The organism is Edaphobacter sp. HDX4 (genome assembly GCF_036877565.1).
Lineage (GTDB): Bacteria > Acidobacteriota > Terriglobia > Terriglobales > Acidobacteriaceae > Edaphobacter.
This window is the reverse complement of sequence record NZ_JAEDXW010000002.1, coordinates 211,537-225,998: the sequence shown is the minus strand read 5'-3', so window position 1 is coordinate 225,998 and position 14,462 is coordinate 211,537. Positions and strand designations below refer to the sequence as shown.

10 protein-coding genes are annotated in these 14,462 nt (G+C 58.2%); 7 read left to right on the top strand and 3 right to left on the bottom strand.

Features of this window, described 5'->3' with window-relative positions; all coding sequences use genetic code 11:
• Nucleotides 1-76: 76 nt before the first annotated feature.
• The 3 genes from JAO29_RS03370 to JAO29_RS03360 form a co-directional block, all read right to left on the bottom strand.
• Nucleotides 77-1,864: an AMP-dependent synthetase/ligase gene (locus JAO29_RS03370; RefSeq protein WP_334266766.1), complete on the bottom strand. Its 1,788-nt coding sequence runs from the start codon at nt 1,862-1,864 to the stop codon at nt 77-79.
• A 90-nt stretch (nt 1,865-1,954) separates the two neighbouring features.
• A complete protein-coding gene (locus JAO29_RS03365; RefSeq protein WP_334266765.1) occupies nt 1,955-2,596 on the bottom strand; it encodes a TetR/AcrR family transcriptional regulator in 642 nt (213 codons plus the stop codon).
• Nucleotides 2,597-2,791: 195 nt separating this feature from the next.
• On the bottom strand, nt 2,792-7,327 hold the full coding sequence (locus JAO29_RS03360) for a glutamate synthase-related protein (protein ID WP_334266764.1): 4,536 nt from the start codon (nt 7,325-7,327) through the stop codon (nt 2,792-2,794).
• Between the two features lie 57 nt (nt 7,328-7,384).
• On the opposite strand from JAO29_RS03360, the gene JAO29_RS03355 reads away from it, so the two are divergent.
• From JAO29_RS03355 to JAO29_RS03325, 7 genes are all read left to right on the top strand, one after another.
• Nucleotides 7,385-7,939, top strand: a complete 555-nt coding sequence (locus tag JAO29_RS03355; RefSeq protein WP_334266763.1) for an arginine repressor — start codon at nt 7,385-7,387, stop codon at nt 7,937-7,939.
• Nucleotides 7,932-9,065, top strand: a complete 1,134-nt coding sequence (gene argC / locus JAO29_RS03350; protein WP_442886306.1) for an N-acetyl-gamma-glutamyl-phosphate reductase — start codon at nt 7,932-7,934, stop codon at nt 9,063-9,065. The genes JAO29_RS03355 and argC overlap by 8 nt, the downstream gene beginning before the upstream one ends.
• Nucleotides 9,062-9,844, top strand: coding sequence for an acetylglutamate kinase (argB, locus tag JAO29_RS03345; protein WP_334266761.1), 783 nt, complete (start codon nt 9,062-9,064; stop codon nt 9,842-9,844). Before argC ends, argB begins: the two co-directional genes overlap by 4 nt.
• Nucleotides 9,841-11,091, top strand: a complete 1,251-nt coding sequence (locus JAO29_RS03340) for an aspartate aminotransferase family protein (protein WP_334266760.1) — start codon at nt 9,841-9,843, stop codon at nt 11,089-11,091. Before argB ends, JAO29_RS03340 begins: the two co-directional genes overlap by 4 nt.
• Entirely contained in the window at nt 11,084-12,193 is a 1,110-nt protein-coding gene (gene argF, locus JAO29_RS03335) for an ornithine carbamoyltransferase (protein WP_334266759.1), read from the top strand. The genes JAO29_RS03340 and argF overlap by 8 nt, the downstream gene beginning before the upstream one ends.
• 77 nt (nt 12,194-12,270) lie before the next feature.
• Complete coding sequence (gene argH / locus JAO29_RS03330) at nt 12,271-13,755, top strand: argininosuccinate lyase (protein ID WP_334266937.1); 1,485 nt, start codon at nt 12,271-12,273, stop codon at nt 13,753-13,755.
• Nucleotides 13,756-13,765: 10 nt separating this feature from the next.
• Nucleotides 13,766-14,362: a GNAT family N-acetyltransferase gene (locus tag JAO29_RS03325; RefSeq protein WP_334266936.1), complete on the top strand. Its 597-nt coding sequence runs from the start codon at nt 13,766-13,768 to the stop codon at nt 14,360-14,362.
• Nucleotides 14,363-14,462 lie beyond the last annotated feature (100 nt).

The window sequence follows — 14,462 nt, the reverse complement described above, 5'->3', positions numbered from 1 at the left end:
CGGTCGGCTGAAAGGCAACTCGGCAGTCGTACGCACTGCTGGGAGCTTCGCCTGTTGTTTCGGGGTACAGCGATTCCTATTCTCTTGAGGTAGCCTCATCTGTATAAAACTCTGCGATCTGTTCTGCGTACTTCTTCTCGACCACGCGCCGCTTCAGTTTGAGGCTTGGAGTTAGCTCGTCCGTCTCCACGCTCCATTCGTGGGGAACAACGCATACGCGTTTGATGCTCTCGAAGTGAGCGAGACCCTGGTTTACCCGGTTGACGATCTCGTGATACGCCTGGACAACTTTGGGATCTCTAACCAGTGAGGGAATATCTTCTGTCTGCAGCCCTTGTCCGCTTGCCCAGCTCTTGAGCGCCGTGAGATTGGGAGAGATCAACACGCAGGCGAACTTGTGTTTGTCGCCGACCATTGCGGCATTCCCTACCAAGGTATTTGCCTTCAACTTGTTTTCGATCGGCTGCGGCGCAATCAGCTTGCCGCCACTGGTCTTTAGGAGCTCTTTCTTGCGATCGGTGATCGACAGGAAGCCCTGCTCGTCGATGTTGCCGATGTCCCCGGTCCTGAACCACTGATCTCCACTGAACGCCTCTTTTGTCTCCCGCTCCTTCTTCCAGTATCCGACAAAGACCGATGGACCTTTTACTTCGAGCTCTCCATCCTCGGCGAACCTGCACTGCACGTTTTCGAGTGGCCGCCCTACCGTCCCAAGCTTGTTTACTTCGGGATAGTTCAGGCCGATCACCGGCGAAGTTTCCGTCAGACCATAGCCTTCAAGGATCGAGATTCCCGCATCGGCAAACCACCCAGCCGTATCGATCCCCAAAGGTGCTCCTCCGGCGATGAAGATGCGGACATGGCCTCCAAAGGCGTCCGCAATCTTGCTGAAGACCAACTTGTTGGCGAGGGACCATGCAAAGCCATGCGGTTTTTTACCCTGAATCACCTCTGGACGGTGAGCCTTCCCAATCTGAAGAGCCCAGTTCAAGATCTTCTGTTTTAGCGGGGATCCCGCGGACTTGCCCTCAACAGCCTGGCGGATCTTTTCATAGACTCTCGGGACCGCCACAAAGATCGTTGGCTTTACCACCTTCATCGCCTCAGCCAGTTGATCAAACTTGGCGCAGTATGCCACCTTGGTTCCGTGGCACATCAACGCATAGTCCAGGTGACGCGCTGTGACATGCGAAAGCGGAAGGAAGGAGATGCCTGTGTCTTTGTCGCTAAGGCCCAGAGGACCGGTGGAGTAGTTTAGATTGCTGGCAAGATTTCCATGCGTCAGCATGACGCCCTTCGGGTCGCCGGTTGTGCCGGAGGTATAGATAATGGTGGCGAGGTCTTCGGATCGCACCGTCTTCAACATCACGTCGAAGGCGGCATCCCTGTTCTGTTTCTCGACGGCGTCCTGCATCAGGTCCGAGAAGCGTTCAGCTCCTTCATGATTTCCCGCATCCATCACGACGACAAACTTCAGATCCGGCAGATCACCCGTCTGACGGACCTTGTGGTACTGCTCTGAAGTGGAGACGAATACGACCTTGGCTCCAGAGTCGCGAAGCATATAGCCGATCTGATCTGCGGTAAGGGTCGGGTAGAGCGGGACATCAACCGCCCCCACCGCCAGCGCGGCAAAGTCCGTCACCGGCCATTCCCACCTGTTTTCGGAGAGAATGGCTACTCGGTCGCCCTTCTCCACTCCCCAGCTCCGAAGCACATCTGCAAGTGCGCGGACACGCCCATATAACTCAACCGATGAGATGGGAGACCATTCTGCGGCCGCCGTCTGAGCCATCAGTGCGGGACGATCACCTCGCGCTGTCGCTCGTACCAGAACATCATTCACTGTCCTCAAATCGAACATGCCTGCCTAGCCATCCTGTCCCATTGCGTTCGAGCTGACGATCGGTGAAAGATTTGAAGCGCCAGCGTTATTAGAAGTGTCCTTCTGATCTCAGTCCAAGCCTTGCGCTTCGCGAACACAATGCGGAGCAATACCATGCAATAACACATCCAGCAGCTGCCGAGCTGTTGCCTTCGCATCATACTCGCGTCCGGTGAAGACTGCGGAGCTCAAGAGTTCATCGATTGCCCCGAACATGCAGTGCGCTACAAATCCATCGGACACATCCTGGCGGAAGATCCCCTGTCCCTGGCCCTCACGAATGACCTCCCGCACAAGCTGGATATACCTCACAAGATGGTGGTGCGAAAACTCCGCAATAAATCTTGCACTCTGCCGCATCTCGGTTTGCATGAGAACGGTCATACTGCGGTTGATGCTGTGACTTTCGAGATGAATCCTGACGATATATTCCAGTCTCTCCCGGGGATCTGCGAGAACCTGAAATTGAGCTTCTACCTGTTTGAAGAAGCCCTCGAACGTCGTATCGATGGCGGTTCGCAGAACCTCGTCCTTACTCTTGAAGTAAAGATAGAGGGTTCCATCAGCAACACCTGCCCGTTTTGCGATGGCACTTACCGGCGAGTTGAAATAGCCGCGTTCTGCGATCACCTCTACTGCCGCGTCGAGAATTCGCTGATATTTATCACCGGACACCCCAGTAGCAGGTGTTGTTCTGCCCGCCTCAGCCACCCCATCCCCCTTGCAGCGCGATCGTAGCCCGGGCCAAACCCGTTCCATACACGAAAACTCGATTGCCGCCACTCTAAAGAAAGCGGACTTCCTTGCCAAGAAGGAAGTGGCAAGATGCGCAAAAACGAAACCCCGGCCGAAGCCGGGGTTATTCAAGTCGCAGTGTTTGAGGAGCGCCACCTGGAGGTCGGATCGTTAGCCCTGCGTCTTCGGACTCAGGCAAACAAAGAACTTCGATTTCTCCGTCCAATCCAGAAGCAGCGATTTGGCAAGACCGCTATCCGAGACGGACACGTGCTCTTCGATGAGTTCTTTCAGAGCACCCTGAACGGCCGGATCGACAGAGGTAAAGCCTTGTGGATCTATAAACTCGGGGTGATACTTCGCCTCTGACATGAAAGATCCCTCGACGTCGTAGACCCATGCCAGGCCCCCAGTCATTCCAGCTCCAAAGTTCAGCCCTGTCTTGCCGAGCACAACCACCGTGCCGCCCGTCATGTACTCGCAGCCATGGTCGCCAACACCTTCCACGACGGAGATGGCACCGGAGTTCCGAACAGCAAACCGCTCACCCGCTCGGCCCGCGGCGAACAGCTTTCCAGACGTTGCTCCGTAGAGAGCAACATTGCCCAGAATGACGTGCTGTCCGCTGTCTTTTGCAGCAAGCCCTCGTGGACGGATTACTATCTCGCCTCCGGAAAGCCCCTTGCCTACAAAGTCGTTTGCCTGCCCGTCAAGGATCAGCTTCATCCCATCGACAGCAAATGCTCCAAACGACTGTCCCGCCGTCCCATGCAGATCAAAAGTAACGTCTGCTTCAAGATCGGCCTGTGCGCGGCGAAGTGCCAACTCACCGGCGAGACGAGAACCCACGGAGCGGTCGCAGTTTGCGATGGGCGACTCAACCACGTACGGCCTGCCAGCCTCGACCGCTTCGAGAGCGGGGGCGACCCACTTCTCATCGATCGGAGGGTTCGGCAATGGTTGATCATTCCGTCCACCCATCCAGCGGCGAGGGCCATCGGCAGGCTGTGCCAGCATGGGCGCAAGATCGAGGTTACCGTCAAAGCGGACCTGCTCCAAAAGATCTGAACGGCCTACCGCTGCCTCAAGAGAAGGCAGGCCATAGCGCGCGAGCAGATGCTGCAGGTCGGCGGAGAGCTCTTTGAAGAACTGAACCACATGTTCGGGCTTGCCACGGAACTTTGCTCGCAATTCTGGTTTCTGGGTTGCGATACCGGTAGGACAGGTATTGAGGTGGCATTGACGCGCCATGTCACAACCCAAAACCACGAGCACCGCCGTCCCAAAAGCGTACTCATCGGCTCCGAGCAGCGCTGCGACGAGAACATCACGTGCTGTCGCAAGACCGCCATCGGTCCGCAGACGGACACGTCCGCGCATACCGTTCTGCATGAGGACCTGCTGCGCCTCTGCCAGACCCAACTCCCACGGGTTACCGGCATACTTGATGCTCGAGAGAGCGGCCGCACCGGTTCCACCCGTGTTGCCAGCGATGACCACGTAATCTGCATAGGCTTTGGCTACGCCTGCTGCAACAGTTCCCACCCCGCAACCGGATACCAGCTTGACGCCAACGGTTGCCTTCGGGTTCACCCGCTTCAGGTCATAGATGAGCTGCGCCAGGTCCTCGATCGAGTAGATATCGTGGTGTGGCGGCGGCGAGATCAGCGAAACGCCGGGCTGCGCATGCCGCAGACGTGCGATAAGCCCGCTCACCTTGTGGCCAGGAAGTTGTCCGCCTTCACCAGGCTTTGCACCCTGTGCCACCTTGATCTCGATCTCCTCCGCGTGGGCCAGGTACTCAGCGGTAACTCCGAAACGCCCGGAGGCAATCTGCTTGATCTTGTTGTTCAGTGAGACGTGTACAGCAGGAGCCTGAACGGGAGGCTCCGCCACGGCGACACCGCCCTGAGCATTCATGGCAGCGCTGAAGCCACCAGTGCCCGGCATGCCCTCAGTACCCACTGGATGCTTCCGGTAAACGGCAGCGTCCTCTCCGCCCTCCCCCGTGTTCGAACGCGCCTGCAGCATGTTCATTGCAGCGGTGATCGTCTGATGAGCTTCGGGGCTGAGCGAGCCAAGTGACATGGCGCTGGCCACAAACCGTTTGGTGATGCTGGCTGGCGCCTCAACCTGATCGAGCGGAAGCTCCGATCCTGCCGGACGAATCTCGAGGAGATCGCGCAGCATCGCCGGATCGCGTGCAACCACATCCTTGGTAAAGATAGCGAATGCGGCCGAAGGATCCGCAGGAGGCGGAACATTGCGGGCACTCCCTACCACCGATTGCAGCGCCTTAACCGTGGGCGGCTGCCAGGCATGAGGTTCTGCCATCTCCGCCTTGCGGAACCGTACCCACCCATAGTCGGGCAGATCAGCCTGTGCGGCGACTGTTTCTGAAGGCTGCCAGGTCTGACGTAGATGTCGATCGACTTCCGTAAACCCGATTCCAGAGAGCGGAGCTGGCGTGTTCGGGAAGCAACGCTCGACCACACTCGAGTGCAGGCCGAGGATGTCGAACTGCCGGGCGCTGCGGTAGCTGTCTACCACGGAGATTCCCATCTTCGACATGACCTTTGCCAGACCGGCGTCGAGTGCCTTCAGCATCTTCTTCTCGGCGACATCGGGCTCGGTTCCGGCCGGAGCCAGCGCGCGACCGGTCTCCAGCGCGAGCCACGGACAGACCGCTCCTGCGCCATAACCGATCAGAACGGCGACGTGATGAATGTCACGGGCGTCGCCTGCTTCGACAGCGATGCCGGCAAGGGTTCGCAGGCCAGCAGCTACCAGCGCCTGGTGAACTGCGCCCGTTGCCATAGCCATCGGGACTGGGAGCGTCTGCGGCGTAGCAGCACGGTCACTCAACAACAGGAGCCGCGCCCCGCTCCTCACCAGTTCAATTGCCCTATTCGAAAGCTGGTCCAACGCCTGGATCAGGGTCATGCTCGAAGCGAAGACGCAGGACAGCTCAGCAAAATTTAGTTCAGCGGCGTGCGGGTAGTCTCCAGCGCGGAGGGCCTGCACCTGCCCAAGAGAGAGGAAAGGTGAGGAGAGCGCAAGACCTGGCAGAGGAGAGTTCTTATCGAGCAGATGAGGCCAGGGGCCGAGACGGGTGTGCAACGATACAACGCAGGCCTCGCGCAGCGGATCGATGGCCGGATTTGTGACCTGCGCAAACCGTTGGCGGAAGTACGCATATATGGGGCGCGGCGTGCGCGCGAGGAACGCCAGAGGCGTGTCATCACCCATCGACCAGACCGCATCCTTGCCTTCGGTCGCCATCGGCTGAAGGATCATCCGGACATCTTCGCGGGTGTAGCCAAAGCCCTTCTGTAACGCCGTCAATGCTGCTGGTTCGGTCGCTGAGACCGGTTTGCCAACGAGCGGGGCGTCTTCGAGGAGCTTGGAGTAGATGGGGTCTGCATCGAACATCGCCAGCAGTTCCTCGTCCTCGTAAACCTGATGCTTTTCCAGGTCAACGACGAGCATCTGCCCAGGTCCGAGGCGTCCGCTGTGGACGACGGTATTGGGGTCAAGGTCAACCAGGCCGATCTCCGAACCGGCGACTACAAGGCCGTCATTCGTGATTGCGTAACGGCAGGGACGCAGTCCGTTGCGATCGAGCACAGCACCGACTACACGGCCGTTAGAAAAGGCGATGGCTGCAGGACCGTCCCATGGCTCGGTACAGTCGGAGTGATAGCGCAGGAAGGAAGAGTTCCGCCCGGATGCGGCTGCAGGGGGCATCAGCATTCGCATGGCTTCTGGAAGTGTGCGGCCATTTCGCGAAATCAGTTCGACAGCCTCATCCATGCTGGTCGAATCGGTACCTCCCTGGGTCAGAACCGGCTTGCACTCCACAGGCAATGTTGAGTCGCGTGCCGCCATGCGTGCCCGGTTACCCCAAACGGTGTTGATTTCTCCGTTGTGCCCGGTCATTCTTCCCGGCTGGGCGCGGTGCCAGGTGGGAAGCGTGTTGGTAGCGTATCGCTGATGGAAGATGGCGAAGGGAGTGACAAAGTCGGTCGACGCTAGGTCTGGATAGAACAAGGCCAGGTCATGGCCGGTACACATGGCCTTGTAAACGATGGTTTGGGTCGACATCGAACAGATATATCCCTCGACATCCCCATTCTCGTGAGAGCGCTCGAACTGCTTCCTTGCAAGATAGAGACGACGCTCCATCGTCGACGGATCGGCATGTTCGCCGTCAATCACAAAAACCTGCCGGATCTTCGGCATGGTAGAGAGAGCCATCTCACCGAGATTCTCGATCTTTACTGGAACATCGCGCCAACAAAGCACTTTAAAATCGTGCGATTGCAGAGCTCGCTCAATCACAGCCTCCGCACGGGTCTCTTCCTTCGGGATGAAGACCATGCCCACGCCAAGCGGCGTCTCGGGACTGATGGACAGACCTTTGGACTGGATCAGAAAATCACGGGGAATCGCAGTCAGCACGCCTACGCCATCGCTGCTTTTGCCGTCCGCCGCAGTAGCACCACGATGTGCCAGCCGGGCCAGGGCGGTCAGCGCCTGAGCGAGAATCTGATTGGAGGCCGCAGCCTCTACCGAAGCTACAAATCCGACTCCACAGGAATCGTGGTCGAAACGCTCATCAATCAGAGAGATCGCCTGGGGCAACCGAGTCCTCGCAGACGAGAGCCCGGGCGTAGAAGCGGAGACGAGGGGGCGAAACCTTTCCATGATTCACTATACGTCCGATGAAGTGTGAAATTCACCGGATAACCTTTCCGTCAAGGTATGGGCGATGCTCCGCGTGGAACACCATTGCATAAATATACACTAGAATGTATATTTATGCATAGCCCGGAAGTTTCTTCATTCAACCGCGGCAGAAACGGCGCTGAAACGAAGATGAAACAACAACGTCATACCGTAATTCGTGAATTACTGGCCAAGGCTCCAATTGCCAGCCAGGACGAGTTGCGGCGAAAACTTGCAGGGCGTGGTTTCCATGTTACACAAGCGACGCTGTCTCGTGACATTCACGAGCTCAGATTGTCAAAAGGACCAGAGGGATATTCGCTATCTAATGGTGGCAACGAGGATGAAGACTCCCTTCCGGGTATTCGCGAAGTGCTACAGGGCTTTGGACTTGAAGTTCGTCAGGCGGCGAATCTGCTTGTGGTGATTACAACGACCGGCGGAGCGCAGCCTATCGCCGCCGGCATGGATTACGAGGACTGGCCCGAAGTGATCGGGACCATTGCGGGCGATGACACAGTTCTAATCATCTGCCCCGACACCGAACAGGCAACGCAACTGAAAAAACGGATTGATGACTACATTGGCTAATCTGGACATGATCGAGACGACCGAGACAAGCAGCCGCTCTGCAAAGAGCAGCCCCGCGCAATCCCACGTTCCGAAGGTTGCCATCGCTGGCGTTAGTGGGTATGCCGGCGGCGAACTTGCCCGCCTTCTGCTGCGGCATCCAGGAATGGAGGGCACCGCGCCGATGCTGCTGGGAAGAACGAGTGAAACAGCATCCGAAGCTGTTCCCACGCTGGAGTCCATTCATCCACAGCTGACAGGTATTGGGGCGGAAGCCACACACCCCATCGAGCCCTTTCACTGGGATCGCATCGCCGACGCAGGCATCGAAATTCTCTTCCTCGCCCTGCCTCATGAGCAGTCGCGGGAGTGGGCTCCGGAGGCAATCAAACGCGGTATCCGCGTTATCGATCTCAGCGGCGCCTGGCGGCTACAGGAAGACCGCAATCGCGCAGTCTACAAGCTGCATGACGCCGATCCACAGGCTGCTGCGAAGCTGCAGGGCGAAGCAGTCTTCGGGTGTCCGGAGTTGCATCGTGAGGAGATTCGCACCGCCCGGTTGGTGGCAAATCCCGGCTGCTATTCCACCTCAATCATCCTTGGTCTGGCACCGCTTGTGCGAGCCGAAGTTGTGGATCTGGAATGTGGAATTGTGAGCGATTCAAAGTCAGGCGTGAGTGGCGCAGGCAAGGCGCCGACCTCTAAGACCCACTTCATGTATGCGGCCGATAACCTCTCTGCCTACTCAGTCTTCGGCCATCGCCACACGGGAGAGTTGCTGGAGCAGCTTTGCCTGACACCGGACCAGATCCAGTTCACGCCGCATCTGCTGCCCATTCCGCGAGGGATTCTCTCGACGATTTATCTGCGACTCAAACAGCCGGGCAGTGCGACAGCTATTCAGGATATGTTCCGCAACTTCTATCAGGACAGCCCGATGGTGCGCCTGCATACTACACCGCAACTCCCGCAGATTCAGCACGTAGTGCGAACGAACTTCTGCGATATCGGATTTGCTCTGGCAGAGGACGGCAGAAGGTTAGTTATTGTCTCCTGTCTCGACAATCTCCTGAAGGGCGCAGCGGGACAGGCTGTGCAGAATATGAATTTGATGTGCGGGTGGAAGGAAGAGGAGGGGCTGCTTTGAGATTCGTCGTTAAGCTGGGAGGCGCAGGCCTCGAAGATCCGAAGCTGCTGCATGCATGCGGCAAGGCTATCGCCGAGATGGTCGCTGATGGCAACCAGGTCGCAGTCGTCCATGGTGGCGGCGTGCAGCTGACTCGTACGCTGGCGCAACTCGGCAAGAAAAGTGAATTTATATCCGGCCTCCGAGTCACCGATGCCGAAACAAGAGACGCGGCTTTGATGGTTCTGGCCGGACGAGTTAACAAATCTCTCGTCGCATCGCTTGCTTCTCACGGGCAGTCGGCCGTTGGCCTCTCCGGCGGAGATGGGCACGTCTTCCGTGCTCGGAAGAAGAAGACCACTCCCGACTTAGGATTCGTGGGAGAGATCGCCTCTGCCGACTCACGCTGGCTGGAGGCAATCTGGGCAATGGGCGCGGTTCCCGTCATCTCCTCCATCGCGCTCGGCTTCGACGGCGAGTACTACAATATTAATGCGGATGAGATGGCTGCCGCGTGTGCCATATCGACCAAGGCCGATGCACTGGTCTTCCTGACCGATGTGCCGGGAGTAAAGGGGGCTGACGGCAGCGTCTTGCGCTGGTTGACCCTTGGAGAGATTCCGGCTCTGGAAAAGCAGCAGATCATCTTCGGTGGCATGCTGCCCAAATTGAATGCATGCCGCCAGGCGCTTCTAAACGGCGTCAAGCGCGTGCGCATCCTGCCTGCGGAGTCTGCGGTGCATCTACCCGATCTCTGCTCAACTCGAGTCAACGACGGAACGGAGGTCATGGTCGCATGAACCTGGCATCGATTCAGGCTGCGGAAAGCAAGCTGTTATTGAACACCTACGAGCGAAATCCTCACCTCTTCGTCAGCGGTAAAGGGGTCTTCCTCGAAGACGAGAACGGAGACAGGTTTCTCGACCTGTTGAGCGGCATCGGCGTCTCCGCTCTGGGTTACGGGCACCCGGCGATCGAGAAAGCGATCGCCGAGCAGAGTGCTCTCCTGCTGCATACCTCAAATCTTTTCTTCCACCGCGGCACTGCAGACCTGGCGCTCCGCCTCACGGAGATCAGCGGCATGGATCGCGTGTTCTTCTGCAACAGCGGAACCGAGGCCTGGGAAGCTGCCCTGAAGCTGGCACGCGCGCATGCAACCGCGGTCCGGGAGAGCGGCAAAAAGATCGGGACAAAGTTCCTGGCGCTGGAGCACAGCTTCCACGGACGGACCATGGGTTCCGTTGCTACCACGCACAAGGAAAAATATCGTCTGCCATTTGCTCCTGTCATGTCGGATGTGGAATTCGTCCGATTCAATGATGTGGCCGATCTGCGCGCCAGGTTCTCGGACGAGGTCTGCGGAATCTGCATCGAACCTATTCAGGGCGAGGGAGGAATCCATCCCGTCTCTCAGGAGTTCTTCGCAAGTGCACGGGAGCTCTGCGACTCAACGGGAGCCCTTCTTCTCGCCGACGAGATTCAGAGCGGGCTCGGCCGTACCGGAAAGTGGTTCGCCTATCAGCACTACGGCATTCAGCCTGATGTCACGACTCTCGCCAAGCCGATCGCAGGGGGTATTCCAATGGGGGCGATGCTGTGCGTCGAGCGTGTAGCTTCCGCATTCACCCCGGGCATGCACGGAACAACCTTCGGCGGCGGACCGCTGGCCTGCGCCGTTGCAATCGCTGTGATCGATACTATTCAGGACGAAAATATCCTGGCTCATATCCAGGAGGTAGGCGGATTTTTCAAGGCCCAGCTGAACGCTCTGAAGCAACAGCATGACTGCGTGACCGATGTACGTGGACTCGGTCTGATGCTTGGGATCGAGTTGAACTCGGCAGAGCTTGCGAAACGGGTGGCCGCACAGATGATGGAGCGGCGCATCATCATTAACCGGACGAGCGAAACGGTGCTTCGCTTTCTTCCTCCCTACATTCTCGAGAAGAAGCACGTCGAGACGACCATCGACGCACTCAACGAGATTCTGAAGGCGAACACGGAACTTGCCGGTGCGATGCCGGCTGGAGAAAAGATACATGGGTAGCAAAACTGTCATCATGAACTCAAAGTCGGATGCCCCCGGCACTGACACTCCACCTCGGAAGTCGAATACGGTACTGGGCATCCAGTCTGATACGGCATTTAACGAAGCAGCGAAACGTCTGTGCGGACGCGATCTTTGCTCGGTCAGCGATCTTAGCGTCGAGGAGATGGCTGCCGTGATGGAGCTTGCTCATGCCGTGAAGAACTCTCCTGAGGACTTCCGCCATGCGCTCGATGCAAAGCAGATGGTGATGTTCTTCGAGAAAGCCTCCCTGCGCACTCGGCTCACCTTTGAGACGGCCATCAACACGCTCGGCGGAAACGCGATCTTTGTCGATCAGACCCAGTCTCCTCTCGGGGAGCGCGAATCCCTCTCCGACATGGCTCGGAATCTTGAACGTTGGATGAGCGTCATCGTCCTGCGCACCTACTCGCACGAGACCATCACCGAGATGGCCGCCTGCTCGAAGGTACCCGTCATCAACGCGCTGTCGGACCTCGAGCACCCCTGCCAGGCGATCGCTGATTTCCTTACCCTGGAAGAACGCTTTGGCTCGGCCGAGGGTCTGCGATTCGCTTACGTGGGTGACGGCAACAACGTCTGCCACTCGCTGATGTTGGCCGGCGCGCAGCTTGGATCGCATGTCAGCATCGCTACACCGAAGGGATTTTCTCCCAAGCTCGAGATCATTCACAAGGCGATCGAGATTGCGGAATTGACCGGTGGCAGCATCACATTGCTCAACGACCCCCTGAAAGCAGTCACCGGAGCCGATGCCGTCTATACCGACGTCTGCACCAGCATGGGATTCGAGCACGAGGCCACCAAGCGCGCTCCCATCTTCAAGCCCTACCAGGTCAACGACGATCTGATGGGAAATGCCCAGCAGGACGCAGTCTTCATGCACTGCCTTCCGGCTCACCGCAACGCCGAGGTCACCGACAGCATCCTGGATGGACCGCAGTCGATCGTCTTCGATCAGGCCGAGAACCGGCTGCATGCACAGAAGGCTCTCCTCCTGATGCTGCTTGGCGGAGCAAAACGGATCTCCAGTGCCCGTGGCCGGGGAACGCAAGCCCGTAAACGGCCTTCGCTCGTCTGAGCCTTCCCCAGGCTTCAGGAGAGGGATTTCGACATGCCGACGAATACGGCGAAGAAGGAGCTTGAAAAGTGAGCAAGATGTGGTCAGGGCGGTTCCGCGAACCGCTCGATCCTGCATTCGAAGACTGGCAACGATCTTTCCCTTTCGACGTGCGGCTGCTTCCTCAGGAAGTGGCCGCGTCGAAGGCTCACGCTCGTGCGATTGCTGCGGCGGGAATCCTCACCGAGACCGAGCTCTCGAAGATGCTCGACGGCCTCGACCGGGTGATTCCTCTTTCCATCGAGGAAACCGGAAAGAACGCGGGCGCGGCGGATGCTGCTCTTCCCTCTCACCTGGCTGCGATTGTCTCTCTCAACCCGCACGCTGAAGACATTCACCACTTCGTCGAGTTGCAGCTTACCAAGCTCATCGGCGATCTCGCCCTCAAACTGCACACGGGACGCAGTCGCAATGAACAGATCGCGACCGATATGCGTCTGTTCGTGCGCGACGCGATCGATCAGACACTGGAAGGATTGCTGGCATGGCGTCAGGCACTGGTTGACTCGGCCCACGCCGCCGACGCTTCTGTAATGCCGTCCTACACGCACCTGCAGCGTGCCGAACCCGTGCTGATCGCGCATTGGCTGCTCGCCTATGTCGCTATGCTCGAGCGTGACTTCACTCGTCTGACCGACTGTCGTGCACGGCTGAATCTATGCCCACTCGGCTCAGGAGCAATCGCGGGAGCCACCCTCGCGCTTGATCGCAGCATCGCCGCAGAAGCGCTCCACTTCGCCGGTCCGACCGCCAACAGCATGGATGCGACGAGCGATCGCGACTTCGCCCTTGAGTTTACGCAGGCACTCTCCACGCTGGGCCTGCACATCTCGCGCTTTGCCGAAGAGCTCACGCTTCACTCCACGGCAGAGTTTGGCTTTCTCGATCTGCCGGAGCAGTTCTCCACCGGATCGAGCGCCATGCCGCAGAAGAAAAATCCCGACCTGACAGAGCTGATCCGTGGCAAGGCTGGACGCCTGCAGGGCGCGGCGGTGACCCTGGCAACGATCATCAAGGGACTTCCACTCGCCTATAACAAAGACCTTCAGGAGGGGCAGGAGCCCGTCTTCGAGGCCGCTGATACGATCCACGGTATTCTCGTCGTGCTGCCAGCGTTTACGAGAGCGCTGCGCTTCCGTACAGAAGTAATGAAGGCTGCAGCGGAAAAAGGCTATCTCAATGCGATGGCCGCAGCGACCTATCTAACCCACAAGGGCGTTCCCTTCCGTAAGGCGCACGAGAAGATTGGCCAGGCCGTCAGGCATGGTCTGGAGACAGGCCGCGAACTCAACGAGCTGTCGATTGAGGAGCTTCGCCGCTTTGGGGATGAGTTCGGCGAAGATTTCTTCGAAGCCATTACGCTCAACGCCACGCTCGATTGCCACGATGTCGTCGGAGGCACCGCTCGAAATCGGGTAAGGGATGCCGTTCAGGATGCCTCCCGGCGAATTGCGTCCGACAAGGCCTCGCTCGCATCAAAAAAGTCTGCGAAACTTGGCTTGGAGTCCGCCGCACTTGTCTAACTCGTCCCTCATGCCCGTAAGCGAATCGACCTCATCTTCGCGTCCGCGCGTCGGTGGTGCGATTGTGCGCAAGGCGAAGCTTCCGGATGCAGTTAACATCTTTGATCTAGTCAATTCGCTGTCAGGCGACGGTACGCTGCTGCGCCGTACCTATGCGGAGATCTGCGAAAATGTCCGCGACTTTACCGTGGCAGAGAGCGAGAGCGGGGTCTTCCTCGGCTGCGGCGCTTTGCACCTCTACGGTCCCCATCTGGCTGAGGTTCGCTCCATCGTCGTTAAACCGGAAGCGAAGGGACAGGGTGCTGGGGGCGGGCTGCTTCGCGCCCTTCTCGCAGAGGCAGAAGATCAGGGTGTGACCTGCGTCTGTCTCTTCACGCGTATTCCCGATTTTTTCTTTCACTTCGGTTTCCGAGTCGTCGATCGCACGGTCCTGCCGGACAAGATCTACAAAGACTGCCAGAGCTGCCCGAGACTCTATGCCTGCGACGAAGTCGCCATGGCACGCGGCCCGATTCCACGCATCGCTGTGCTCGGACCCAGCAGATTCCCCCAGCCCGAGCTGGTGAAGCTTCAGGCAGGTTCGATCGCTCCGAATCCAGAGAAATAGCTCTTCGCTGACCGATGATCGCGCTACGAGCAAGTTCGTTCTTCGGTAATCGCCGTATCCATCACATTTTCCTGCGCTAAGCAGGAGGACGCGTCATACT

Coding starts and splice junctions, on each gene's coding strand:
- JAO29_RS03370 (WP_334266766.1), bottom strand. CDS start 1,864: ATGTTCGATTTGAGGACAGTGAATGATGTTCTGGTACGAGCGACAGCG.
- JAO29_RS03360 (WP_334266764.1), bottom strand. CDS start 7,327: ATGGAAAGGTTTCGCCCCCTCGTCTCCGCTTCTACGCCCGGGCTCTCG.
- JAO29_RS03355 (WP_334266763.1), top strand. CDS start 7,385: ATGGGCGATGCTCCGCGTGGAACACCATTGCATAAATATACACTAGAA.
- JAO29_RS03340 (WP_334266760.1), top strand. CDS start 9,841: ATGAACCTGGCATCGATTCAGGCTGCGGAAAGCAAGCTGTTATTGAAC.
- argF (WP_334266759.1), top strand. CDS start 11,084: ATGGGTAGCAAAACTGTCATCATGAACTCAAAGTCGGATGCCCCCGGC.
- argH (WP_334266937.1), top strand. CDS start 12,271: ATGTGGTCAGGGCGGTTCCGCGAACCGCTCGATCCTGCATTCGAAGAC.
- JAO29_RS03325 (WP_334266936.1), top strand. CDS start 13,766: ATGCCCGTAAGCGAATCGACCTCATCTTCGCGTCCGCGCGTCGGTGGT.